The sequence below is a fragment of the Aquipuribacter nitratireducens genome, assembly GCF_037860835.1.
Lineage (GTDB): Bacteria > Actinomycetota > Actinomycetes > Actinomycetales > JBBAYJ01 > Aquipuribacter > Aquipuribacter nitratireducens.
In genome coordinates, this window is record NZ_JBBEOG010000002.1 from 522874 (window position 1) to 547133 (window position 24260).

The 24260-nt window shown below is 77.6% G+C and carries 18 protein-coding genes; 7 read left to right on the top strand and 11 right to left on the bottom strand.

The window, feature by feature from the left end:
* Positions 1 to 7: 7 nt before the first annotated feature.
* Positions 8 to 646, top strand: coding sequence for a response regulator (locus WAB14_RS05855; RefSeq protein ID WP_465251629.1), 639 nt, complete (start codon positions 8 to 10; stop codon positions 644 to 646).
* A 66-nt stretch (positions 647 to 712) separates the two neighbouring features.
* Here WAB14_RS05855 and WAB14_RS05860 read toward each other — a convergent pair whose 3' ends face one another.
* The gene (locus WAB14_RS05860) at positions 713 to 2221 is read right to left on the bottom strand and encodes a GAF domain-containing sensor histidine kinase (RefSeq protein ID WP_340268295.1); all 1509 of its coding nucleotides are present in this window, start codon (positions 2219 to 2221) and stop codon (positions 713 to 715) included.
* A gap of 64 nt (positions 2222 to 2285) precedes the next feature.
* Between WAB14_RS05860 and smc the strand changes: the two genes are divergently transcribed.
* Both smc and WAB14_RS05870 read left to right on the top strand, forming a co-directional pair.
* Positions 2286 to 6020, top strand: coding sequence for a chromosome segregation protein SMC (gene smc, locus WAB14_RS05865; RefSeq protein WP_340268297.1), 3735 nt, complete (start codon positions 2286 to 2288; stop codon positions 6018 to 6020).
* Positions 6021 to 6061: 41 nt separating this feature from the next.
* Positions 6062 to 7012 (top strand): UDP-glucuronic acid decarboxylase family protein, encoded by a 951-nt coding sequence (locus tag WAB14_RS05870; protein WP_340268299.1) that lies wholly within the window; start codon positions 6062 to 6064, stop codon positions 7010 to 7012.
* On the opposite strand, the gene WAB14_RS05875 is transcribed toward WAB14_RS05870, so the two are convergent.
* Genes WAB14_RS05875 through WAB14_RS05910 form a run of 8 tightly spaced genes read right to left on the bottom strand, consistent with a single transcriptional unit; the run spans position 7002 to position 17602 of the window.
* Complete coding sequence (locus WAB14_RS05875; protein WP_340268301.1) at positions 7002 to 8069, bottom strand: glycosyltransferase family 9 protein; 1068 nt, start codon at positions 8067 to 8069, stop codon at positions 7002 to 7004. The two genes, WAB14_RS05870 and WAB14_RS05875, sit on opposite strands and share 11 nt — an antisense overlap.
* Positions 8066 to 8779, bottom strand: coding sequence for an SDR family oxidoreductase (locus tag WAB14_RS05880; protein ID WP_340268303.1), 714 nt, complete (start codon positions 8777 to 8779; stop codon positions 8066 to 8068). Before WAB14_RS05880 ends, WAB14_RS05875 begins: the two co-directional genes overlap by 4 nt.
* Positions 8776 to 10257, bottom strand: coding sequence for a PfkB family carbohydrate kinase (locus WAB14_RS05885; RefSeq protein ID WP_340268305.1), 1482 nt, complete (start codon positions 10255 to 10257; stop codon positions 8776 to 8778). Before WAB14_RS05885 ends, WAB14_RS05880 begins: the two co-directional genes overlap by 4 nt.
* Positions 10254 to 12290 carry a glycosyltransferase gene (locus tag WAB14_RS05890; protein WP_340268307.1) on the bottom strand — a complete coding sequence of 679 codons (2037 nt, stop codon included), beginning with the start codon at positions 12288 to 12290 and terminating at the stop codon, positions 10254 to 10256. Before WAB14_RS05890 ends, WAB14_RS05885 begins: the two co-directional genes overlap by 4 nt.
* The gene (locus WAB14_RS05895; protein ID WP_340268309.1) at positions 12287 to 13270 is read right to left on the bottom strand and encodes a glycosyltransferase; all 984 of its coding nucleotides are present in this window, start codon (positions 13268 to 13270) and stop codon (positions 12287 to 12289) included. Before WAB14_RS05895 ends, WAB14_RS05890 begins: the two co-directional genes overlap by 4 nt.
* Positions 13267 to 14361, bottom strand: coding sequence for a glycosyltransferase family 9 protein (locus WAB14_RS05900; protein ID WP_340268311.1), 1095 nt, complete (start codon positions 14359 to 14361; stop codon positions 13267 to 13269). The genes WAB14_RS05895 and WAB14_RS05900 overlap by 4 nt, the downstream gene beginning before the upstream one ends.
* Positions 14358 to 15887 carry an HAD-IIIA family hydrolase gene (locus tag WAB14_RS05905; RefSeq protein ID WP_340268313.1) on the bottom strand — a complete coding sequence of 510 codons (1530 nt, stop codon included), beginning with the start codon at positions 15885 to 15887 and terminating at the stop codon, positions 14358 to 14360. Before WAB14_RS05905 ends, WAB14_RS05900 begins: the two co-directional genes overlap by 4 nt.
* Positions 15884 to 17602, bottom strand: a complete 1719-nt coding sequence (locus WAB14_RS05910) for a carbamoyltransferase family protein (protein WP_340268315.1) — start codon at positions 17600 to 17602, stop codon at positions 15884 to 15886. Before WAB14_RS05910 ends, WAB14_RS05905 begins: the two co-directional genes overlap by 4 nt.
* 170 nt (positions 17603 to 17772) lie before the next feature.
* On the opposite strand from WAB14_RS05910, the gene WAB14_RS05915 reads away from it, so the two are divergent.
* Positions 17773 to 18666: a glycosyltransferase family 2 protein gene (locus WAB14_RS05915; protein ID WP_340268317.1), complete on the top strand. Its 894-nt coding sequence runs from the start codon at positions 17773 to 17775 to the stop codon at positions 18664 to 18666.
* Between the two features lie 10 nt (positions 18667 to 18676).
* Here WAB14_RS05915 and WAB14_RS05920 read toward each other — a convergent pair whose 3' ends face one another.
* Both WAB14_RS05920 and WAB14_RS05925 read right to left on the bottom strand, forming a co-directional pair.
* Entirely contained in the window at positions 18677 to 19345 is a 669-nt protein-coding gene (locus tag WAB14_RS05920) for a response regulator transcription factor (protein WP_340268319.1), read from the bottom strand.
* Positions 19342 to 21477: a sensor histidine kinase gene (locus WAB14_RS05925; RefSeq protein WP_340268321.1), complete on the bottom strand. Its 2136-nt coding sequence runs from the start codon at positions 21475 to 21477 to the stop codon at positions 19342 to 19344. The genes WAB14_RS05920 and WAB14_RS05925 overlap by 4 nt, the downstream gene beginning before the upstream one ends.
* A gap of 297 nt (positions 21478 to 21774) precedes the next feature.
* On the opposite strand from WAB14_RS05925, the gene WAB14_RS05930 reads away from it, so the two are divergent.
* The 3 genes from WAB14_RS05930 (at position 21775) to WAB14_RS05940 (ending at position 24233) form a co-directional block, all read left to right on the top strand.
* A complete protein-coding gene (locus tag WAB14_RS05930; RefSeq protein ID WP_340268323.1) occupies positions 21775 to 22533 on the top strand; it encodes a hypothetical protein in 759 nt (252 codons plus the stop codon).
* A gap of 218 nt (positions 22534 to 22751) precedes the next feature.
* A complete protein-coding gene (ftsY, locus tag WAB14_RS05935; protein WP_377002498.1) occupies positions 22752 to 23930 on the top strand; it encodes a signal recognition particle-docking protein FtsY in 1179 nt (392 codons plus the stop codon).
* A gap of 54 nt (positions 23931 to 23984) precedes the next feature.
* On the top strand, positions 23985 to 24233 hold the full coding sequence (locus WAB14_RS05940) for a hypothetical protein (protein ID WP_340268325.1): 249 nt from the start codon (positions 23985 to 23987) through the stop codon (positions 24231 to 24233).
* Positions 24234 to 24260 lie beyond the last annotated feature (27 nt).

Here is a 24260-nt window from a genome sequence, read left to right on the forward strand (position 1 = left end):
AGGGGCCGTGGCTCTCGACGGTGACGGTCCCGTGCGCGTCATGGTCATCGACGACCACGAGGTGGTGCGTCGTGGTGTCGTCGACGTGTGCGACGCCGACGACCGACTCGACGTCGTCGCCGAGGCCGCGAGCGTGGCCGAGGGGCTGCGGCGGGCGGCGGCCGTGCGTCCGGACGTCGCCCTCGTGGACCTGCACCTGCCCGACGGCACCGGGATCGACCTCATGCGCGGGCTCCACGACGTGACCCCCCACACGCGCTACGTCGTGCTGACGAGCTTCGACGACGACGACTACGCCGAGGCGGCGCTCGAGGTGGGGGCGGCGGCCTTCGTGCTCAAGACCGTCCGCGGCAGCCAGATCGCCGACACCGTCCACGCCGTCGCGGGCGGCCGTGTGCTCCTCGACGACCGCGCGCTCCAACGCCGACGCGAGTCGCACGAGGACCCCCTCGCCGTGCTGACACCGACCGAGCGGCTCGTCCTCGAGTGCATCGGCGACGGGCTCAGCAACCGCGAGAGCGGTGAGCGGCTCGGCGTGAGCGAGAAGACCGTGAAGAACCACGTGACCGCGGTCATGGCGAAGCTCGGCTTCAAGCGGCGCACGCAGGCCGCGGCGTGGGTGGCCGCCCACCGCAGACGCGACTGACGCGACCTCTGACGCCGGCGGTCAGGATCGGCCGCACCGCACCCGGTCCCGGCGTGCGCGGGCGGCTCAGCGCAGCGGCACGACCCACTCCACCCTCGTACCACCGTCCTCGCGCGGGGCCACGGTGCAGCCACCGCCGTGGAGCACCGCGCGCGCGTGCATGTTCGACAGGCCCGAGGAGCGCTGCGGCCGCTCCGGCACGCCGACGCCGTCGTCCTCCACGACCAGGTGGAGGCGGTCGTCGTGGACCGCGAGCCGCACGTGGACCGAGGTGGCGTGCGCGTGCCGGGTGACGTTGGCGAGCGCCTCGGCGAGCGCGGCGAGCAGGTCGTGGACGAGGTTGGCGTCCCAGGCGGCCGCCGCGGCCGGGTCCGTGGTGTCGACGAGCGAGGGTGTGAAGCCGAGCGCGACCGCGGACTCCCGCACCGTGCGGGCGACCTGCTCGCCCGGGGTCGCCGGTCGCGGCGCGGGCTTGAGCGGGCGCAGGGTGGCGCGGATGTGGTCGACGGCGGTGTCGAGGCCGTCGAGGGCGGAGTCGACGTGCGCGCGGACCGGCTCGGCGAGGTCGTCACGCTCCTTGAGGCGCCCGAGCTCGATGCCGACGGCGAACAGCTGCTGCACCGCGAGGTCGTGGAGGTCCCGCGCGATGCGGGCGCGCTCGTCGAGCAGCACCCGGCCCTCGCCGCGCCGCCGCTCGGCGGCCAGGCGCAGCGACAACGACGCCTGCGCGGCGAAGCCCTCGGCGCCCGTCACCGCGTCCGGGCCGAAGCGGCCGCCGCCGTCCACCCGGACGAGGGCGAGGACACCGGCCTCGCCGTCCCCGTCGGCGAGGGGGCACGACACGGTGTCGCCGAGCGCCCGCACCGCCGCGAGGCCCAGCCCGACGAGGTCGTGCCCCCCGACGTCCCCCACGACCACCTCGACGACCGGTGTCCCCTCGATGCCGGGCAGGGCGACGACCGCGACGTCGGCGCCGGAGACGCGGCGGGCGTGCGAGGCGACGACCTCGAGGGCCTCCTCCTCGTCCAGGCCGCGCAGCAGCGCGCTCGTGACGGCGGCAGCCGCCTCGGCCCACTGCTGCCGGTCACGCGCGCTGCGGTACAGCCGGGCGTTGTCCACGGCGACGGACGCGGCGGCGGCGAGCGCCTCCACCGTGCCCTGGTCGGCCTCGGTGAAGCCGCCGGGCTTGTCCGTGAGGTAGAGGTTGCCGAAGACCGTGCCGCGGACCTTGAGCGGCACCCCGAGGAACGTGTGCATCGGCGGGTGCCCGGGCGGGAAGCCCACCGACGCCGGGTGCGAGGCGATGTCGTCGGTGACGACGGCCGTCCTCTCCCGCGTGATGAGACCGAGGACACCGTGCCCACGGGGCAGGTGCCCCATCCGGGCGACCTGCTCGGGGCTCATCCCGACGTGGCGGAACTCCTCGTGCAGCCCGTCCGGTCCGAGGACGCCGATGGCGGCGTACCGGGCCCCGGTCGTCTCGCGCGCGGCGTCGATGAGCCGGTCGAGCACCACCGGGAGGTCGAGACCCTCGGCGATCTGCGACACGACGCGGACGAGCTGGTCGTTCACCACGAGGGCAGGGTAGGTCGGCCCCGCCTCGCCCGTGGCGCCCTCGCCGGCGGCTAGCCTGCCGACGATGTACCTGTCCTCGTTGACCCTGCGCGGGTTCAAGTCGTTCGCGTCGTCGACGACGCTGCGGCTGGAGCCGGGGATCACGTGCGTGGTCGGGCCGAACGGCTCGGGCAAGTCGAACGTCGTCGACGCCATCGCGTGGGTGCTGGGGGAGCAGGGGGCGCGGTCGCTGCGCGGCGGCAGCATGGCCGACGTCGTCTTCGCGGGCACCGCCACACGCGCCCCGTTGGGTCGGGCCGAGGTCGTCCTCACGTTCGACAACGCCGACGGCGCCATCGGCGAGGGCACCGCCGAGGTGTCCGTCACCCGGACCATGTTCCGCACCGGCGGCAGCGAGTACGCCATCAACGGACGCTCCTGCCGCCTGCTCGACGTCCAGGAGATGCTCGGTGACGCCGGCATCGGACGCGAGCTCCACGTCGTCGTGGGGCAGGGTCGCGTCGACGCCGTCCTCCAGGCCACCCCGGAGGACCGGCGGGCCTTCGTCGAGGAGGCGGCCGGCGTCCTCAAGCACCGCAAGCGCAAGGAGAAGGCCCTGCGCAAGCTGGCGGCCATGGACGGCAACCTCGTCCGGCTCGCCGACCTCACCTCGGAGATCTCCCGGCAGCTCAAGCCGCTCGGCCGGCAGGCGCGGACGGCGCGCCGCGCGCGGCAGATCGCCGCGGACGCCCGGGACGCGCGGCTGCGCCTGCTCGCCGACGACATCGCGACCGCGCGTGCCGCGCTCGGCGGCTCCGACGGTCCCGGGCCCTCGGCCCGACGTCTCACCGAGGTGGCCTCCCGGCTCACCGCGGCCGGGGTCGCCCGCAGCCGCGCCGAGGCGGAGCTCGCGCGCGTGCGGCCCCGCGCGGCGGCATGGGCCGAGCAGCTGGGCCGCGCCCGCACCGCGACCGACCGGCTGCGCGCGATCGCCCGGGTCGCCGACGAGCGGGCCCGGCTCCTCGCCGAGCCCGTCGACGGTCCCGACGCCGACCTCGACGCCCTCGGCGAGGCTGCCTCCCAGGCGCGCTCGGAGGCCGACCGGCTCGCCGCCGAGGTGGTCGTGCTCCAGGACCGGCTCGCCGCTGCCACGGCTGCGCGGGCCGCGGCCGAGGACGCGCACGAGCAGGCGGACCGAACCGCCCGCGAGCTCGCGGCCGACCGGGCCCGGCGCTCGGAGGCGGTCGCCCGCGCCCGTGGCCAGGTGGCGGCGCTGCGGGGCCGGGTCGAGGCGGCGGAGGCGGAGGCGGAGCGCGTCGTCGGCACGCTGGCGGCGGCGGAGGCCCGCCGCGCCGAGGCCGCCGCCGAGCTCGACCGGCTACGCCGTGACGCGGCTGCGTCGCCCGGCACCGACGGCACCGACGGCGCCGACGACGCCGACGACGCCGACGAGACCGGCGACGGGCAGGACCCGGTCGCGGCCGCCGTCGCCGCCCACGAGCACGCCCTCGGGGCCCACGCGGCGCTGCTCGAGGAGCTGCGGGAGGTGGAGGGCCACGAGCGGGTCGCCGAGCGCGAGCGCGCCGCGCTCCTCGCCCGGCGCGACGCCCTCGCCTCGACCACCGTCCCGGTCGACGCCACCGCCGCCGTCCTCGAGCACGGTGAGGGGGTCCTCGGTCTCCTGTCCACCATGCTCCGGGTCGAGCCCGGGCACGAGCACGCGCTGGCCGCCGCCCTCGGTCCCGACGCCGACGCGGTCGCCGTCCGCACCCTCGAGGACGCCACCGACGCCGTCGAACGCCTCCACGACGCCGACGGCGGCCGGGTCGCGCTCGTCGTCCCCGGGGCGACCCCCCACGCGGGCGAGCGCACGCTGCCGGGGCTGGGGGAGCTCGACGGGCTGGCGCTGCCCGACCACGTGCGCCCGGCGGCCGGGCTCGTCCTGGGTGAGGGTCCGGTCGCCGACTGGGCCCGTCACCGGCTCGCCCGCACCGTCGTCGTCGACGACCTCGCGGTGGCCCGCGACGTGCTCGGCAAGGCGGGCCCCGGAGCCGACGCGGTCGTCGTCGTCACCCTCCTCGGGGACGTCCTGACGGTCGACGCCCTGCGGGGCGGCTCGAGCGCCGCCCCGTCGCTCATCGAGCGACAGGCCGTCCTCGACGAGGCGGAGCGCGGGGTCGCCGACGCGGAGCGCGTGCTCGCGTCCGCCCGTGCCGACGTGGCGGCCGCCCGGAGCCGCGTCGACGTCGCCAGGGTTGCCCTCGAGGAGGCCGAGACGGTCCGCACCGGCCTCGACGCCCGGATGAGCGCTCTCGCGGAGGAGCTCGGCTCGGTCGCGGCGCAGGTCCGGGCTGCGGGCGACGAGGCCGACCGCGCCCGTGCCCAGCACGAGCAGGTGACTGCCCGCCGTGACGGGTACGCCCGTGAGCTCGAGGCCGCCGAGGCCGCGCTCGTCGCCGCCGAGACGCGGGTCGGTGCGGGGGACGACGCCGGCGAGGCGGGGCACGACCACCCCGACGACGCGGCCGCGGACCTCCCGCTGCTCGCGACGCGGGCGCGGGAGGCGCGCCAGGGGGAGACCGAGGCCCGGCTCGCCGTGCGCACCGGAGAGGAGCGCGCCCGGACCGCCGCGGAGCGGGCGGAGGCCGCCGGCGAGGCGCTCGAGCGCGGTCGTCGCGAGCTCGATGCCGCGGCCCGGCGCCGGGCGCAGCGGACGGCCGCCGCGACGGAGGCCCGTGCCGTCCTCACCGACGCCACCGCTGCCGTGGAGACCGCCACCGTCGTCCTGTCGCGGGTGACGGCGGGGGAGCAGGCGGTGCGCGCCGCCCGGGACACCGCCCAGGCCGCGCTGCGGGACGCGGGCGCCGCCGAGCAGGCCCTCGCCGCAGAGCACGCCCGGCTCGTGGAGGCCGCCCACGCGGAGGAGCTCGCGCGGACCGAGCAGCGGCTGCGGCTCGAGCAGCTCGTGGAGGTCGCCCGGGACGAGCACGGCTTCGACGCCGACGCCCTCGTCGAGCAGTACGGCCCCGACGTGGCGGTGCCCGTGCTGGAGGAGCAGGCGACGGACCCGACGGCCCCGACGGACCCGATGGACCCGACGGACACGACCCGTGCGCCGGAGCCCGAGCCCGTGCCCGAGCCCGAGCCCGCGACCGAGCCGTACGACCGCGCACGGCAGCAGCGCCGGCTCCGGGCGGCCGAGCGCGCGCTCGCCGACCTCGGCACCGTCAACCCCCTCGCGATGGAGGAGTACACGGCGCTGGAGGAGCGCCACCGCTTCCTCCTCCAGCAGCAGCACGACCTCACGACGAGCAAGAAGGACCTGCTCGGCATCATCCGCGACGTCGACGAGCGCGTGGAGCAGGTGGTGACGGCGGCGTTCGCCGACACCGCGCGCGAGTTCGAGCAGATCATCCCGCGGCTGTTCCCGGGCGGGGTCGGACGGCTCGTCCTCACCGACCCCGACGACATGCTCGCGACGGGCATCGAGGTGGAGGCCCGTCCCGCGGGCAAGACCGTCAAGCGCATGAGCCTGCTGAGCGGCGGTGAGCGCACCCTCGTCGCCCTCGCCTTCCTCGTCGCCCTGTTCAAGGCGCGTCCGAGCCCGTTCTACGTGCTCGACGAGATCGAGGCGGCGCTCGACGACGCGAACCTCGGGCGCCTCCTGGTCCTCCTCGAGGAGCTGCGGCAGTCGAGCCAGCTCATCGTCGTCACCCATCAGAAGCGGACGATGGAAGCGGCCGACGCACTGTACGGCGTCACGATGCGGGGCGACGGCGTGAGCACGGTCGTGAGCCAGCGGCTCCGCGAGGTCTCCTGAGCGTCGCGTTTGAGGGGACCGGCCCCGGGTAGGGCCCGCTCGTGCGCACTCGACGAGCCGTCGTCACCGGCGGGGCAGGGTTCCTCGGCAGCCACATCTGCGAGGAGCTCCTGCGCCGCGGCACGGAGGTCGTGTGCCTCGACAACCTGCTGACCGGCAGCGCCGACAACGTCGCCCACCTGCTGGAGCACGACGGCTTCCGCATGCAGCGCTGCGACGTCACGGAGTTCGTCCACGTCCCCGGGCCGGTCGACCTCGTGCTCCACTTCGCCTCGCCCGCCTCACCGGTGGACTACCTCGCACTGCCGCTGCAGACGCTCAAGGTCGGCAGCATCGGCACGTGGCACGCCCTCGGGCTCGCGAAGGACAAGGGCGCACGGTTCGTCCTCGCCTCCACCAGCGAGGTGTACGGCGACCCGCAGGTGCACCCGCAGCCCGAGGACTACTGGGGCCACGTCAACCCCGTGGGTCCGCGCGGTGTCTACGACGAGGCCAAGCGGTACGCGGAGGCCATGACGATGGCGTACCGGCGTGCCGAGGGTCTCGACACGGGCATCGTCCGGCTCTTCAACACGTACGGCCCGCGGATGCGCGCCCGCGACGGCCGCGCGGTGCCGACGTTCGTGCGGCAGGCCCTCGCGGGCGAGCCGCTCACGGTCGCCGGTGACGGCCGGCAGACCCGGTCGCTGTGCTACATCGACGACACCGTCGCCGGGGTCCTCGCGCTCGCGGACAGCGACCTGCCGGGCCCGGTGAACATCGGCAACCCGGACGAGCGGACGGTCCTGCAGATCGCCGAGGACGTCCTCGCCGTCACCGGGTCCGCCTCCCGCGTCCAGCACGTCGACCGTCCCGTCGACGACCCGCTCGTCCGCAGACCCGACACCACGCTCGCCCGCGAGGCGCTCGGGTGGGAGCCCCGGGTGCCGTGGCTCGAGGGTCTCGCCGACACCGTCGCGTGGTTCCGTCGGACCGAGAGCCTCAGCGCCTGACGGCGTCGGCCGCGGCGAGCTGGGCCGTGGCCGCGTCGAGGACCTCGTCGAGCGTGATGCTCAGCAGGTCGGGGTCGGCGCTGGTGCCGTGCGGGTCACCGCGCCCCTCGAGCCCCTCGCCGCGCCAGAGGACGGTGTGGCGGTCGACGTCGACGGCGGGACCCCACCGGGACGGCGGCACCGGCCCGAAGAGGACGACGGACCGTGTGCCGAGCGCCGTGGCGAGATGGGCGACTCCCGTGTCGCCGCAGACGACGACCGCGGCAGCGCCGACCAGCCCGGCGAGCCCGTCGAGGTCGGTGCGCCCGGCGAGCAGGGCAGCGGCGGGCAGGTCGGCCGCCGCGACGACGGCGTTCGCGAGCGGGCGCTCGCCCGCGGAGCCCGTGACGACGACCCGGTGACCCGCGGCGACGAGCGCACGGGCCAGCAGCGCCCAGCGCCGCACGGGCCAGCAGCGGGCGGGGCTGGCCGCGCCCGGGTGGAGGACGACGGGACGGTCCCCGAGGCCGCCCGTCCCGGGGCGGACGGGCAGGCGGAGGTCCCCGGCGTCCGCGTCGGCCCCCACCGCCGCGACGAGCCGGCACCAGCGGGCGACCTCGTGCTCGTCGGGGTCCCATGCGGGCCCCGCGAGCCGCGTGCCGTCGGCGGTCGTCGTCGCGTACCCCAGGAGCAGGCGCGGCCCGGCCGCGAGCAGCGCGGCGTGGCTGCGCGGACCCCTGCCGTGCAGGCACACGGCGTCGTGCTCGCCGAGGCGGAGACCCGGGGGCACGTCACCGACCGCTCGCACCCACCGGGTGTCGACGACGTCGTCGACGACCCCGAGCCCCTGCAGCCACCGTCCGAGCGGCGCGGGGGCCGCGAGGACGAGAGGACGACCGGGGAAGCGTCGCCGCAGGCCGCGCAGGGCCGGGACGGCGGTGAGGGCGTCACCGAGGCCGAGCGCCCGGAGCACGAGCAGCGGGGTCCCCGGCGGGCGACGGTCCCAGTCGTCGGCCCGCCACCGCGTGGCGGGCGCGACCCGACCCCCGCCGCCGGGCCCGCTGTCGAGGAGCCTCACGGCCAGGACGGCTCCCCCGAGGACACGAGGACGAGCTCGCGGAGCTCGACCCCCGCCGGCCGGGACAGCGCGTACACGACGGCGTCGGCGACCTCGGCCGGGTCGAGGAGGTCCGCGTCGGGCCCCGGCCGGTACTGCTCGGTCCGGCCGTCGAAGAACGCGGTCCGCATGCCGCCGGGCACGAGCATCGTGACGCCCACCTCGCCGGCGAGCTCGGTGGCGAGGGCGCGGCTGAAGCCGACGACACCGAACTTCGACGCGCAGTACGCCGTCGCGTCCGAGACGCCCTTGAGGCCGAGGGTCGAGGCGACCGTGACGAGTCGCCCGCGGGTGCGGCGCAGGTGCGGCACCGCGGCCTTCGCGACGGCTGCCGTCCCGACGAGGTTGACGGCGACGACGCGCGCCCACGTCGCGACGTCGAGGTCCTCGAGCCGGCCGCACGCGTCGGTCCCGGCCGCCGTGACGACGCCGGTGACGCCCGCCTCCCCGGCCTCGGCGGCGACCGCGTCGACGGCGGCGACGGCGGCCTCGGGGTCGGCGAGGTCGACTTCGTGCCAGGCGAGGGAGCGGTCCGGCGGCGGCTGGCGGTCGAGGACCACAGGGCGCCGGCCCGCCTTCTCGACGGCCGCGGCGACGGCGGCGCCGAGCCCGCTCGCACCGCCGGTGACGAGCACGGTGCCGGTCGGCGGGGTGGTGGGGTCGATGGTCACGATGCTTCTCCTTCTCCCAGGCCGTCCCCGGGGTGGGTGGGGCGCGCGGACGCGGCGCCGCGCGCGAGGATCGAGGTGGTGGAGCGGCCGCTGACGACGGGCACGACCGCGACGCGGCCGCCCCGCTCGCGCACGGTCGGGGTCTCGGGCAGGGCGTCGGGGTCGTAGTCGCCGCCCTTCACCCACACGTCGGGCCGGAGCCGGGCCAGCACCTCGGTGGGGGTGTCCTCGTCGAACACGACGACCTCGTCGACGCAGCGCAGCGCCGCGAGCAGCCGCACCCGGTCCTCCTGCGCCTGGACGGGGCGACCCGGTCCCTTGAGGCGGCGGACGCTGTCGTCGGAGTTGACGAGGACGACGAGGCGGTCGCCCATCCCGGCCGCCGCCTGGAGGAGGGCGAGGTGACCGGCGTGGAGGACGTCGAAGCAGCCTCCCGTCGCGACGACCCGGGGCCGCGGGGCCGGGGGCAGCGAGCCCGGGAGGGGGTCCTGTCCGGCCGGGCCGAGGGGGAGCGTGGTGACACCACCCGCCGCCAGCCACCGTGACGTCGCGGCTGCCGCGGCCGACACGGCTCCGACGGTGTCGGCGCCGCCCGCGAGGGCGGCGGCGACCCCTCCGGCGAAGCGGTCGCCCGCTCCGCACGGGTCGAGCGGGGCCGAGCTGTCGACGGCCGGTGCGGGGCAGTGGACGGTCCCGTTCCGACCGGTGAGCGCCGTCGTGGCCCCTGCGGCGCCGTCCGTCACCGTCACCCCCGCCACCCGCCACCGACGCAGCAGGGCGCGGGCGAGGTCGTCCGCGGGGGTGCCGGCGGGCAGGTCCGTGGTCCGCTCGGCCTCCGCGCGGTTCGGGGTCGCGACCGCGACGGTAGGGACGGGCGGGAGGCCGCGCGGGTGCGGGTCCCACACGACCGGGACGGTGCGCCCGGCGGCCTCGACGGCGGCGCGGACGGCCGGGTGGCGGGTGACGGCGCCGCCGTAGTCGGCGACGAGGACCGCGTCGGCACCCCGCAGCACCGTCCGCAGGGTCGCCTCCTCGACACCACCGATCGGGCGGACGGACCCGGCGGAGCCGTCGGAGCCGTCGGAGTCCGAGGAGTCCGTGGAGCCGGGGGACGCGGGACCCAGCAGGTGACCGGCGTCGTCGAGCCGGACGAGGGACGTGCCGGCGTGCCGGACGCGCGTCTTGCCGACGGTCGTCGCCGTCCGGAGCACGGGGCGGAGCCGGACCCGCCCCCGCAGCGCCGCGGCGACCCGCGCTCCCGCCGCGTCGTCCCCCAGTCCCGTCGCGAGCGTCACCTCGACGCCCGGCGCCGCGCAGAGCAGGGCGGCGAGCCCTGCCCCGCCGGGTCGGTCGTGGACGGTCTCGACGTCGAGCACCGGCGCGTCGGGCGCGTCGGGGCACGTCCGCTCGACCCGGCCCGTGACGTCGCGGTCGAGCAGCGTGTCGCCGACGACGACGAGGCGCACCGGCCGGGTCACCCGGCGACCTCCGCGGACGGGCGCAGGTCGACGACCCGCGAGCGCTCGGCGCTCGCGAGGTGCCGCTCGACGGCTGCGCACACCGCGTGGACGGCCACGAGGTGGCCCTCCTGCACCGCCGACGTCGACCGGCCACCCACGGCGAGGGTGCGGTCGGCGATCGCCGCGAGGGGGTTGGGCAGCGCTCCCGTCATGGCCCACACCTCGAGTCCCCGCTCGCGGGCGCGAGCGGCGGCCCGGAGCACGTTGGGGCTGCGGCCGCTCGTCGACAGCAGGAGGACGACGTCCCCCGGCCGCCCGTGCGCCTCGACCTGCCGGGCGAACACCTCGTCGCCGCCGTAGTCGTTGCCGACGGCGGTGACGGTCGAGGTGTCACCGTGGAGCGGGATGGCCGACAGGGGCCGCCGCTCCCCCTCGAAGCGCCCGACGAGCTCGGCCGTGAGGTGCTGGGCCTCGGCGGCGCTGCCGCCGTTCCCGGCGACGAGCAGACGACCCCCGTCGAGGCACGCCGCGAGGCGGCGGCCCCACCGCTCGATCTCCGCCTCCTGCGCGACGAGGCTGTCGACGGCCAGCGAGAGGTCGGCGACGTGCTCGCGCACCGTCCCGAAGCCGGCCTTCGCCGCGGGCGCCGCCGTAGAAGTCGTCGTAGGGGTCGTCGCAGGGGTCGTCGCCGTCGCAGGGGGTCCGATCGGGCCCGAGGGGAGGACGAGGACGTCCTCGGCCTCCTCGGCGGGGCCCCTCCCGGGTGCGCCACCGACGAGGCCCGCGTACACCTGCTCGGTCCGCTCGGCCACCGACTCCCACGTGAACGCCCGCCGGGCCCGGTCGACCCCCGCGGCGCCCGCCCGACGCAGGAGCGCGGGGTCCTCGAGCAGCCGGCCGATGCGCTCGGCGAGGGCGTGCGGGTCGCGGGGCGGGACCAGGGCACCGGTGCCGTCGACCGGGTCGTCCTCGACGTCGACGACCGTGTCGAGCATGCCCCCGACCGCGGAGGCGACCACCGGGGTGCCGCACGCCATGGCCTCGAGCGGCACGATCCCGAACGGCTCGTACCAGGGGACCGTGACGAGGACGTCCGCGGCCCGCAGCAGCCGTGCCGCGCCGCCCTGGTCGACGCGGCCCACGACGTGCACCCGCTCGGCCACCCCGTGCGCCGCGGCGGTGGCGCGCAGGCGCCGCACGTCGGGGTCGTCGGACAGCCCCGAGGCGTCCGGCCCCCCGGCCACGACGAGCTCGGCGTGCGGCAGGCGCGCGAGCGCGGCGACGACGGTGTCGACGCCCTTGCGCTCCACGAGCCGGCCGAGGCTCAGCAGCCGGGCGGTACCGGGTCGCCACGGACCGTCGGCGGGACCGTCCGGTGCGAAGCGGGCGACGTCGACGCCGCACGGCACGACGTGGAGCCGCTCGGCCTCCGCCCCCGACCCCAGGAGCTCCCGGACCTCGTCGCGGCACGTCGCGACGACGCCGTCGAGGTCGTGGAGCAGCTCCCGCTCGACGTCGAGGCGGTCCGGCGGGCTCGTGTCCGCGCCGCCCTGGAACCGGCGCTTCACGGCGCCGAGTGCGTGGAACGTCACGACGGTGACGGGCGCCGCGAGGTGCTCCTCGCGGAGGCGGCGTACGGCGTGGCGCACGGCGACGGCGGACATCCAGAAGTGGGCGTGCACGACGTCCGGGACGCCGTCGTCGCGCCAGCGACGCGCGAGCTCGTCCCCGAAGCGGCGCATGTGGGGGAGCAGGTCGTCCTTCGGCAGCGGCCGGGGCGGCCCGGCGAAGGAGTGGACGACGTCGACGCCGTCGGCGAAGGGCACCGTCTCCGGCGCCCTCGGGTCGTCGCGCCGGGTGTGGACGACGACACGGTGACCGCGGGCGGCGAGCGCCCGGGCGAGAGCGGCGACGTGGACGTTCTGGCCACCCGCGTCGGTCCCGCCGAGCACCGCGAGCGGGCTCGCGTGCTCGCTCACGAGGTCGACCCGTAGCGGACGGGTCGCGGGCGGACCGCCGCGGCGGCCGTCGAGGTCGTGGGTGTGTCTCATGCGGCTCCTTCCAGCACCCGGTCCCACTCCCGGTGGAACCGCTCCATGCCGAACCTGTCGAGGGCGTGCGCCCGCGCGGCCTTGCCGCGCCACGCCGCCTCCTCGTGGTCGTGGGCGAGGACGCGGGCCGCCCGGGCGAGGGCGTCGACGTCGCTCGTCACGAGACCCGCCTCCGGCGGGACGGACTCCCCGGCCGCCGTGGTGGCGAGGACGAGGACCGGGCTGCCGAGGGTCATCGCCTCGACGAGCGCGAGGCCGAGGCTCGTCCAGCGGTACGCGTGGAGGTACGCCCGGTGGGCGGCGACCCGCGCGTGCATCGCCGCCTGCGGCAGGTCCTCGTGCAGCCCCGTCGACAGCGCGGGGAACGCGTCGGGCAGCGCCTCGACGCCCATGCCGTACACGTCGACCGGGACGCTGACCGCGACCCTGGCGAGCAGGTCCGTCCCCGCGACGCGCGTGCGGCGGACGGGCTCGTTGACCACGGCGGACAGGCGGGGCTCGCTGCCGTGCCACAGCGGACCGGGATCGGGGACCGCGTGCTCGACGACGTCGGTCGGCGCGCGCCCGGTGTCCCACACCGCGGCGTTGAAGTGGGTGACGTGGACGACCCGCACCCGGTCCTGGTCGGCCAGCGGGTGCCGCCAGTCGTCGACGTCACCTCGGGGCGTGTTGTGCTCGACGTGGACGGCGGGCACGTCGACCCCCGCCCGGAGCCCGGTCCACGCCTCGAGGAGCGCGGCGTCGTGCGGGCGCTGGAGGACGACGACGTCGGGGCGGTGGGGGTGCCCGCCGCCCGCTCGCGCAGCCGCTGCGAGCTGCTGCGGGGTCACCTCGACGGTGCTCGACGGCCAGTCCCACGTCTGCGCGCGGCCGCGCCCGTCGGGACCGCGGTCGGGGACCACGGGGACGAGGTAGTCGTGCCGGCCGTGGACGAACGACGTCGTCCACGAGCCGTGGACGTGCCACAGGAGGACCTTCACGCCGGCACCACGTCCTCCAGGAGGACGTCGCGGTCGCCGAGGGGGGCGAGCGCGTCGACGGCGCGCACGACGTCGGCCGGGTCGAGCCCGTCGAGGCACGGGTGCCCCGGTACGGGGCAGGTGCGCGCGCGGGACGCCGCGCACGGCGCCGTGACGTCGCCGAGGAGGCGGACCGGCACCCCCCACGGGTGCCAGGCGGCGGGGTCGACGACGGGTGCGAACAGGGACACGACGGGTGTGCCGACGGCTGCGGCGAGGTGGGCCGGGCCGGTGTTGGGCGCGACGACGCACGCCGCGTCCCGGAGGACGACCGCCAGCTCGTCGAAGCGCGTCCGACCCGTCAGGTCGACGCAGCGGCCGCCTGACCCGTCGACCGCCGGCGCGTGCCCGGCCGCACGGGCGGCGGCGGTGACGACGGCGCCGGTCGCGGTGTCGGCGGGCCCGCCGGTGACGACGACGTCCCGTCCCGCGGCGACGAGCGCCGCGGCGACGCGGCCCGCGACCCCGGGCGACGGCGAGCGGGCCGGGACCGACGCGCACGGGTGGAGGACGACGTAGCCGTCGGGGACCCCGACATCGCCGTGGCGCTCGGGCACGCCCCGGACCCGGAGGCGGCGGTCGTCGTCGGCCGGGAGGGGGAGGCCCGCGGCCGCGGCGAGGGACAGCCCCCGCTCGACCTCGTGCGGGCCGCCGGGTGGGTGGCGGACGTCGAGGAGGGAGCCGGGGTAGTCGGTGCTGTGCCCCACGACCCACGGCACCCCGGCGAGCCGGAGCAGCAGCGCGGTCGGCAGCGCGCTCTGGTGGAACGACGTGAGGACGACGGCGACGTCGACGCGGAGCGTCCGGACGCGCTCGACGACGTCGGCGACCGAGGTCGCGTCGACCGGCGGCGGGGCGAACCCGCTCCACGGGCACGACCAGACGAGGACGTCGTCGACGCCCGGCAGGAGGCGGGCCGCCTGCTCGCCCTGCGGGGACACGAGCAGCGACGTCCGGGCGCTGCCGGCGGCGACGGCGCGCACGGCAGGACCGGCGAGCAGCACGTCACCGTCGCTGTCGAGGCGCACGACGAGCGTGCGGGGCGCGCTCACCGGACACCCGCCAGCAGCAGGTCGAGCGCCGCCGCGAGGTCGGGGGCGGTGTGCCGCGCGTCCCGGACCTCGTCGGCGCGGGTTTCCGAGGTCGGGACCAGCACGCCGACCGCTCCCGCGGCCTCGGCGGCGGCGACGTCCGCGCCGATGTCGCCGACCACGGCGACGCTCTCGACGGGGACGCCGAGCGCCTCCGCCGCCGCCTTCACCATGCCGGGGGCGGGCTTGCGGCACGCGCAGCCGTCGCGGGGGCCGTGGGGGCACACCTGCCACGTGTCGAACGGGCCGACGAGGGCGTCGACCCGGGCGTCGACGGCGTCGACCTGCTCCCGCGTCAGCAGCCCGCGGGCGATGCCCGACTGGTTCGTCACGACCCCGACGGCGAGCCCGGCCGCGCGGGCCCGGCCGACGACCGCGGCTGCTCCCGCGACCGGCCTCACCCGGGCGGGGTCGCCGTTGTACGGCACGTCGTGGACGAGCGTCCCGTCCCGGTCGAAGAGCACCGCACGGAGGCCGGAGGTCGTCGGGCTGCACCACGGGCGCGCGCCGCGGTGGCGCAGCATCCCGGCCGCCCGGTGCCACGTGGCGAGGAACGGCAGCGCCGCGGTCGTCAGCGTCATGTCGGCGAGCTCGGCGGGGGTGCGGGGCCCGCGCGACGCGCGCCGCCACAGCAGCTCGAGGAACAGCGCCAGCCACGCGAGGGCGCCCGACCGGGCGGCGGTCCGGCGCCGGGTGAGCGACCCGACGAGCGTCGTGGCGGCGGCGACGACGACCGCGACGTGGGCCGGGAGCCGGCCGCGCGGGCACCGCGCGCGCTCCCGCCACCGCGGCCCGTGCAGGCTCCGCATGAGGGCGTCGTCGGCGGCGCCGCGCTGCCGGGTGAGGCTGCTCGCGAACCGGCCGGGGCGCAGCGGGTGGACGCCGAGGCGCCGCCCGTGGACGAGCCGCCACCCTCGCTGCTGCACCCGCAGGGCGAGGTCGGCGTCCTCCCGGAAGGCCCGCGGGAACCGCTCGTCCATGCCGCCGACCTCGACGAGGGCGTCGCGCCGGTACGCCATCTCGGCGGTGATCCAGTCGGCCCCGACGAGGCCGAGCGTCGCGCGTTCCTCGTCGGTGGGGGCGCGGTCCGGGGGCGGGGGGACCGCGAGGAGCGCCTGGCTGCCGGCGACGTCGTCCGGCAGCCCGGTGAGGTCGGTGACCAGCGCCGTCGACCACCCGTCGGGCAGCACGACGTCGTCGTCGACGAGCACGACCCACTCCGCCTCCGCCGGGGCGACGGCCCGCCACCCGACGTTGCGCGCGTGCGCCGGCCCGCGTCCGCCCCCGACGAGGACACGTGCACCGGGCACGGCGGAGACGTCGAGCGGGGCCGGGTCGCCGGCAGGGTCCCGGTCGTCGACGACGACGACGGCCGCGGGACGCTCGGGCTGGGCCGCGAGGGAGTGCAGGAGCACGTCCAGGCTCGGGCGCCCGACCGTGGGCACGACAACGGCCCACGTCGGCGCGCCCGCCGGTGCGGCGCTCACGCGACGCCCTCGAGCGCCGCCGTCGCCACCTCCGCGGGCGCCACGTCGGGAACCGTCACCTCCGCGGGCGCCACGTCCCAGCGGCGCACGACGAACGGCCCGACGACGAGCACGTCGACCGGGGAGGAGCCGAACAGCTCGAGGACGTCGTGCGGGCTGTCGACGATCGGCCGCCCGGCGGTGTTGAGGCTCGTGTTGACGAGCACCGGCAGCCCGGTGCGCGCCTCGAACTCCTCGAGGACGGCCGCCAGCAGCGGCTGCGTGCGACGGTCGACGGTCTGCGCGCGGGCGGTCCCGTCGACGTGGACGACTGCGGGCACGAGGTCCCGCCACTGCTCGTGGACCTCGTGGACGAACAGCATGAACGGGCTCGGCACCTGCCCCGTCATCACGTCCTCGGCCCGCTCGAGCAGCACGAGGGGGGCGACGGGACGGAACTGCTCGCGGCCCTTGATGTCGTTGAGCCGCTCGAGGTTCTCCGCCCGCCCGGGGTGGGCGAGCAACGAGCGCTGCCCGAGGGCCCTCGGCCCGTACTCGGCGCGTCCCTGGAACCACGCGACGACGCGGTCGGCGGCGAGCTCGGCGCCCACGGTGGCGGCCAGCGACGCCGGTCGCTCGAACGGGAGGCGGGCCGTGGTGAGCGCGGCCTCGACGTCGTCGTCGGAGAACGAGCGCCCCAGTGCGGCGCTCGTCATGGGGGCGCCGAGCTCGCCGTGCGCTCGGGCGACGTGGAGCGCGGCGCCGAGCGCCGTCCCGGCGTCGCCGGCGGCCGGCTGCACCCACAGGTCCTCGAACGGACCGTCCCGCAGCACGACGGCGTTGGCGACGCAGTTGAGCGCGGTGCCGCCCGCCATCGTGAGGTGGCGCTCGCCCGTGCGCTCGTGGAGCCAGCGGGCGAGGTCGAGGAGCACCTCCTCGAGCCGGCGCTGGACGGTCGCGGCGAGGTCGGCGTGCGCCCGGCTCACCTGCCGCCCCTCCTGGGACTCCCGGCGTGACCGGGCGGGCGCGAACGACGACCAGTCGACGGGCTCGACGACGAACCCGCCGTCCGGGGTGGTGCGCACCAGCTCGCGGAAGGCGTCGAGGTGCGCGGGCCGGCCGTACGAGGCCAGCGCCATCACCTTGTACTCGTCGCTGGAGCGGTGGAAGCCGAGGTGCGCGGTGAGGTCCTCGTACAGCAGCCCGAGCGACGACGGCAGGCGCTGGGCCGCCAGGGGCGTCAGCTCCCCGTCGACGTAGTGCGCCGACAGGTGGCTCGCCCGCTCGCCGCGCCCGTCGAGCACGAGGCACGCGCTCGTCCGGTACGGCCCGGCCAGGGCCGCCGAGGCGGCGTGGGCGACGTGGTGGGCGACCATGTGCGCCCGGTCGGGGTCGAGACCCGGCAGCGCGGTCGCGAGCAGGTACGGCGCGCGCCGGGCGTACTCCTGCCGCAGGTGGTCCCACGGGTCGTCGAGCCCGAGCTGCACCGCCGGCTCGCACAGGGCCGGGTCGAAGGAGAAGGCGACGGCGTCGACGTCGGAGGGGGTGAGCCCGGCCCGCTCGAGGCACCACCGGGCGGCGGCCGACGGCATCTCCCAGCCGGAGAACGCGACGTTCTCCTTGCCGTGCTTGCGCCGGTTGAAGCGCTCCTCCTCGGCGGCGGCGACGATCTCGCCGTCGACGACGAGGGCGGCGGCCGGGTCGTGGAAGACCGCGTTGACACCGAGAACCCGCACCCGTGCTCCTCCTCCCGGGCGCACGTCACGCCCGTCTCTCCGGGTGCTCCTGCCCCGGCAGCGGTCGACCAAACGTGCCGAGTCGCTTCTCTGAGTAGCGCTTCTCGCCCGGGGCCCCCCGCCCGGGCGGCCCACGTGTCGGGTCCGGTGACCCTGGGTAGGGGTCTCGTGTGACGCACCGGAGCTACGGACCGGCGACGGCGACGCGGTCGAGCGGGGACGGCCCGCCGCCGTGGACGGTCGTCGTCATGACGCGCGACAGGCTGCCCGGCCTCGAGGGGTCCCTGCCGCACCACGAGGGTCCCGTCGTGGTCGTGGACAACGGCTCCCGCGACGGCACGGTGGAGGCGCTCGCGGGCCGCGAGGGCGTCAGGGTGCTCGCGCTCGGCGAGAACCGGGGGGCGACCGCGCGGACGGTCGGTGCGCGGGCGGCCGGCACCGAGCTCGTCGCCTTCGCCGACGACGACTCGTGGTGGGCGCCCGGTGCCCTCGCCCGGGCCGCCGAGCACTTCGCCGCGCACCCGCGGCTCGGGCTGCTCGCCGCCCGGGTCCTCGTCGGACCCGAGGAGCGACCCGACCCCGTGAACGCGGTCATGGCCGCCTCCCCGCTGGGCCGTACGCGCGCCGGCGACGTGCTGCCCGGTCCCGCGGTCCTCGGCTTCCTCGCGTGCGGGGCGGTGGTACGGCGGGAGGCGTTCCTCTCCGTCGGCGGCTTCGACCCCGTCGTCTTCTTCCGGGGCGAGGAGGAGCGGGTCGCCCTCGACCTCGCCGCGGCCGGCTGGGCGTGCGCGTACGTCGACGACGTCGTCGCCCACCACCACCCGTCGTCCAGTCGCGCTCCCCGCCCGGCGGCGCTCGCGGAGGAGGCCCGCAACGACGTCCTCACCGCCGTGATGCGCCGGCCGTGGCGGGTGGTCGTGCGACGGGCGGTGCGGGCGTGGCGCGCGGGCGGGCCGCGCCGGCGCGGCGTGGCGGCGACGCTGCCCCGTCTCCCGGCCGCGCTGCGTGCCAGGCGCCGGCTGCCCGCGGACGTCGAACGGCAGGCCGCGCTGCTCGACCCGTGACCGGTGGGCGCTACCCCCGGCCGAGGCCCGCGTCCCGCGCCCGCACGATGGCCTCGGCCCGGTCGGCGACGTGGAGCTTGGCGAAGACGTTCGACACGCAGTTGCGCACGGTCTTCGGGCTGAGGAACAGCAGCTCGGCGATCTGGGGGTTCGAGCGGCCGGCGGCGACGAGGTCGAGCACCTCCCGCTCCCGCGCCGTGAGGTGCGGGAACGGGTCGCCGGTCCCGGCGTCCGGCGCCGGGGCGGCGCGCCCGGCGAAGTACTCCGCGATCCGCACCGCGAGCGACGCGCCGAACACCGCCCCGCCCGCCGCGACGGTGCGCAGGGCCTGCACGACCTCGTCGGCGTCGGCGCCCTTGAGCAGGTAGCCGCGGGCCCCGGCCCGCAGGGCCGCGAAGACGGTGTCGTCGTCCTCGGACATCGTGAGGACGACCACCCCGGTCGACGGCGACTCCGCCGTCAGCCGCCGGGTCGCCTCCACGCCGTCGAGGACGGGCATCTGGACGTCCATGACGACGACGTCGGGTGCGAGCTCCCGGGCCCGGTCGAGGGCTGCGGCGCCGTCCGCGGCCGTCCCGACGACGACCACCTCCTCGACGGTCGCGAGGAGGGCGGCCAGGCCGTCCCGGTAGACGGGGTGGTCGTCGACGACGAGGACCCGCAGCCGCGTGTCGGTCACGAGGGCACCTCGCGGGTCTCGCGGGACAGGTTGGCCTCGGCAGCGGGCTCCGGGCCCGGCTCGGGGCTCGTGGTGGGGGCAGGGCCGGTGGGGAGGACGACGTGCACCGTGGTGCCGCCGGAGGACGGGCACGCGACGTGCGCGGTGCCGCCGAGCTCCGCCGCCCGCTCCCGCAGCGACAGCAGCCCGACGCCGGCGGGCGCGTCGGGCCGGATGCCCCGCCCGTCGTCGACCACGAGGACGTGGAGGGCGTCCGGCAGGCGGCGGAGCGTGACGCGCACGTGCTGCGCGTCGGCGTGCCGGGCCACGTTGACGAGCGCCTCGCCCGCGACCCGCAGGGCCGCGACCTCGACGGCCGCGGGCAGCCCGGGCAGCTCCTCCGGTGCCCCCTCGACGACGACTGCGGCCTCGGGACCGCCGGGCGCCGCCGAGAGGCGGCTCGCCTGCTGCCGCAGCGCCCCCACGAGACCGACGTCGTCGAGCGCGGGCGGGCGCAGGTCGTGCACGAGTCGCCGGACCTCCGCGAGACCGCCGGAGACCTCGTCCCGCGCCTCCCGCAGGGTCGCGTCCGCCTCCTGGGTGCGCCCGGCCGCCGCGAGCCGCCGTGCGGTGTCGACCCGCAGGACGACGGCGCCGAGCAGCGGTCCCAGACCGTCGTGGAGGTCTCGGCGCAGCCGGCGGCGCTCCTCCTCGCGCGCGCCCACGAGCAGCTCGCGGTGCCGCTGCAGCTGCCCGGCGAGCAGCGCGGCGCGCGCTGCGGCCGCGCCCTGCCGGACGACGTCCGCGAGCAGCCGCGCGTCCCGGCTGCCCGGCCTCGGCCCGCCGGTGCCGGCCGGGAGCAGGAGCCGTCCGATGGGCTCGCCGCGGTACACCAGCGGCTGCTCGGCGAGCGCGCCCGGCGCCCGCTCCCCGTGGTGGGCCTCGACCGACGTGCCGTCGGGGGCGTCGAGGACGACCCCGACGTACGGCAGGCGGAAGGCGTCCGCGACCGCGGCCACGAGTGCCCGCAGCTCCTGGCCCACGTCCGGGGCCGCCTCGAGGCGCTCCGCCAGCCGCGACACCACCCGGTACGGGTCCTCCCGCTCGCCGAGGACGAGGCGCCGGGCGAGCCGGAACACCCGGTCGCGCAGCGGCAGGTAGGCCGCGGCGACGACGGCGAGCGCGAGCACCGCCGCCTCCCGCTCGCCCAGCCCGCCGGACAGCAGCGCCCCGGCGGCGGTGAGGACCCCGAGGTCGACGGCGACGAGCGCCACGGCGAGGGCGGCGTAGACGACGGTGCCCGACAGCAGCGCGTCGATGTCGAGCACCCGCGGCCGGACGATGCCGGCCGCGACCGCGAGGGCGCACACCCCGACGGCGACCACGAGCGCAGCGGACGTGAGGGCGTCGGGCAGGACGAGCGTCGCGAGCATGACGAGCGTCGCGACCAGACCCGCCCACAGCAGCCACCGCAGCGTGCGGCGCTCCTCCGCGCCGCCCCGCCGGTAGCGCTGCACGAGCGCCGCGAACGGCACGACGAGGCTGAGGGGCACCGCCGCGTACGCGACGCCGAGCGCCGCCGACCACACCGGCTCCGGCACCCCGACGAGGCTCGTGAGGTCGCGGTCGACCGGGCCGAGGGCCGTCGCGCCGATCCCCTCCGCGCCGCCCGCGGCGCGGTCGGCGACCGCCGCCGGGACGACGAGCAGCAGCAGCGGCAGCAGGCACGTCGCGGCGAGGCTCGCGAGCGCGCCCACCCGCCACGCCCGTCCTGCCGGCAGCCTGCCGTCGGGGAACAGGAGCAGCAGGAGCGGCAGCGTCAGCAGGAGCCACGCGCCGAGCCGCTGGAACACCCAGAACGCCGGCGCCGCCCCGGGCAGCGGGTCGCCACCGGCGAGGACCGGCTCGACGGCCCGCACGAGCCACGCCGCGGCGAGGGCGTCCCCGGCCCAGTGCACGCCGGCGACGACGAGCACCCACCCAAGCAGGTGCCGGGGCGCCCGGCGCAGGACGAGCAGCCCGGCGACGGCCAGGAGGCTGCCGGACACGCCGGCGGGCCACGCGGGGCCGTCGGTGAGCGCGGCGGCGAGCGCGGGGTCGTTGCCGGCGTCGAGACCGGCGCTCGCGACCGTGGCGGCGACGGCGGCGGCCACCCCTGGGGACGGCAGCCACCGCGAGAGGGTTCCCGCCCGGGGTCGTGGGCCCGCGGGGCGATCGTCGTCCGGCACGCAGGCAGTGTGACGGCTGGGGGCTCCGCGGGGGCAGGGACACGTGTCCCTGGTCGTGTCCCGACCCGTGTCCCGGCTCGTGTCCCGGGCGCGCCGCCTCGAGGTCGTGACACCGGACGGGACCTGCGCCCCTGCCGGCCCGGGACGCGGCCACGGCACCGTCCTGCTCGTCGGCACCGACCGGTGCCCGCGACGGACCCACCACACCCCAGGAGGCTCCCCGTGAGCAGCACGACCGGCTTCGTCACCACCGTCACGTCGACGGGCACGTCGACGGGCACGTCGACGGGCACCGCCCGCGACGACGTCCGCACGACCGCCCCGGCACCCGTCACCCCGCGGCAGGCCCGCCGCGCCGAGCGGGCCCGCGTCACGGCGGAGCGGGCTGCGGCGCTGCCGCCGGTCCCGCTGCGGCACGCCCGGCTCACCGGCGCGGCCGTCGCCGTCGGGTCGCTGTCGTTCGCCGGCAGCTTCTTCCTCGTCGGCGCGACGCCGGACACGTCCCTCGGCGTCACGGTCGGCGACCTCATGGCCCTGCCGTTCCAGCTGTCGCTCGTCGCGCTCGTCGTCCACCAGCTGCGGACGCGCGCCGCGGGCCTCGGTCGCGGGACGGTCGGCTTCATGCGGGTCGAGCTCGGGTTCCTCGCCCTCGCGATGGCGTGGACGGTGCTCCACGGCCTCGTCCCGTCCTTCCGCGACGACTTCTGGCTGGCGGTCCTCGACGTGTTCTGGCCCGTGTCCATGCTCGGCATGGCCGTCATCGGCATCAAGATCGCTGTCGCCGGCCGCTGGCGCGGCACCGCCCGGGCGTGGCCGGCCGTCGCCGAGAGCTGGGCGCCGGTGTGCATCCCGGTGTTCGGCGCCACCGGCGGCGCACCGGTCGCCGACCTCGTCGCCGGGGGTCACGTCCTCGTCGGCTACGTCGTCCTCGGTCTCGTCCTGCTCCGCGCCCCCCACCTCACGGGCGCCCGGGACGCCTGAGCCCACCTCCCACCGGCCCGGCCCGGCGCCCCCGAGGGCGCCGGGCCGTCGCCGCGTCGCCCGGGGGTTCGTGCCCACCCGCCGGGGCACGACAGACTGGGCGGGTGACAGCGACCCCCTTCGCCGACCCGAGCACCGCCGAGGCCGTCCTCGCCCTGTCCGCGCTCAGCCCGGACGAGACGACGTGGGTCGTCGTCGGCGGTGCCCTCGGGGTCCCGATCCTCGTCGGTCTTGTCGTCGGTCTCCTGCGGCGCGGCCGGCGGGGTCCCGACACGGCGGCACCGCCGGAGCAGCGGCGCCCGGAGCCCGGCGTCGACTACCGGCCGGGTGTCGGCGACGACGCCGAGGAGCCGCGGGACACCCTCGTCCGCGACGTCGAGACCGTCCGGCTGCCGGACTCCGTCACCGAGCCCCCGGCCGTCGAGGACGTGCCGGTCGCCCCGGAGGTCGAGCGCCCGGCCCCGGCCGCCGGGCGCCTCGCGCGGCTGCGTGCCCGCCTCGCCCGGTCCAACACCGCCCTCGGGCGCGGTCTGCTCCAGCTGCTGAGCCGCGACACCGTCGACGAGGCGACGTGGGAGGAGATCGAGGAGACCCTCATCGCCGCTGACCTCGGCACCGGGCCGAGCCTCGAGATCGTCGAGCGGCTGCGCACCCGGATCGGCGTCGACGGCGGCGGGGACCCCCGCGCCGTCCTGCGCGACGAGCTCCTCCGCGCGGTCGACCCCACGCTCGACCGCTCCCTGGCCGTGGCGCCGACCGCGACCGAGGCGGGCGTGCACCGCCCCGCCGTCGTCCTCGTCGTCGGCGTCAACGGCGTCGGCAAGACGACGACCGTCGGCAAGCTCGCACGGGTGCTCGTCGCGGAGGACAAGGACGTCGTCCTCGGTGCCGCCGACACCTTCCGCGCCGCGGCCGCCGAGCAGCTGTCGACGTGGGGGGAGCGGGTGGGGGTCCCGACGGTCCGCTCGGACGTGGAGGGCGCCGACCCCGCGTCCGTCGCCTTCGACGCCGTCAAGGCGGGCGCGGACCTCGGCGCGGACGTCGTCCTCGTCGACACCGCCGGCCGGTTGCAGAACAAGCGCGACCTCATGGACGAGCTGGGCAAGGTGAAGCGGGTCGTGGAGCGGCACGGCCCCGTCGACGAGGTCCTCCTCGTCCTCGACGCCACCACCGGGCAGAACGGGCTCAACCAGGCCCGCGTGTTCGCCGAGGCCGTCGACATCACCGGCATCGTCCTCACGAAGCTCGACGGGACCGCCAAGGGCGGCATCGTCGTCGCCGTCCAGCGGGAGCTCGGGGTGCCCGTCAAGCTCGTGGGTCTCGGCGAGGGCGCCGACGACCTCGCCCCGTTCGAGCCGGACGCGTTCGTCGACGCGATCCTCGAGCCCGCCGGCTGAGCGCGGCCCGGCGTGGGCGAGGGCGAGCCGGACCGTCGGCCCGAGCGACCGCCGGTGCCGGGTGAGGTCCTCGGCTCCCGCCGGGAGAGCGAGCCCCTGCTCGGCGGCGCCCCCCGCGGGCAGATGCTCCGGCTCGTGGCCGGCTGCGCGGTGCTCGGCCTCGTGGCGGCGGTCCTGCTCGTCGCCCTCGCCGACGGCCCGGGCTGGGCCGTCGCCCGTGCCGGGGTCGGGGTCGCCGTCGTCGCGTTCACCGTCGGCTGGCGCGTCCTGCGGGTGCGTCACCGCGGGGGCCGGCTGCCGTAGCCGCGCCCCCGCGGCGGGCGTCCCGCG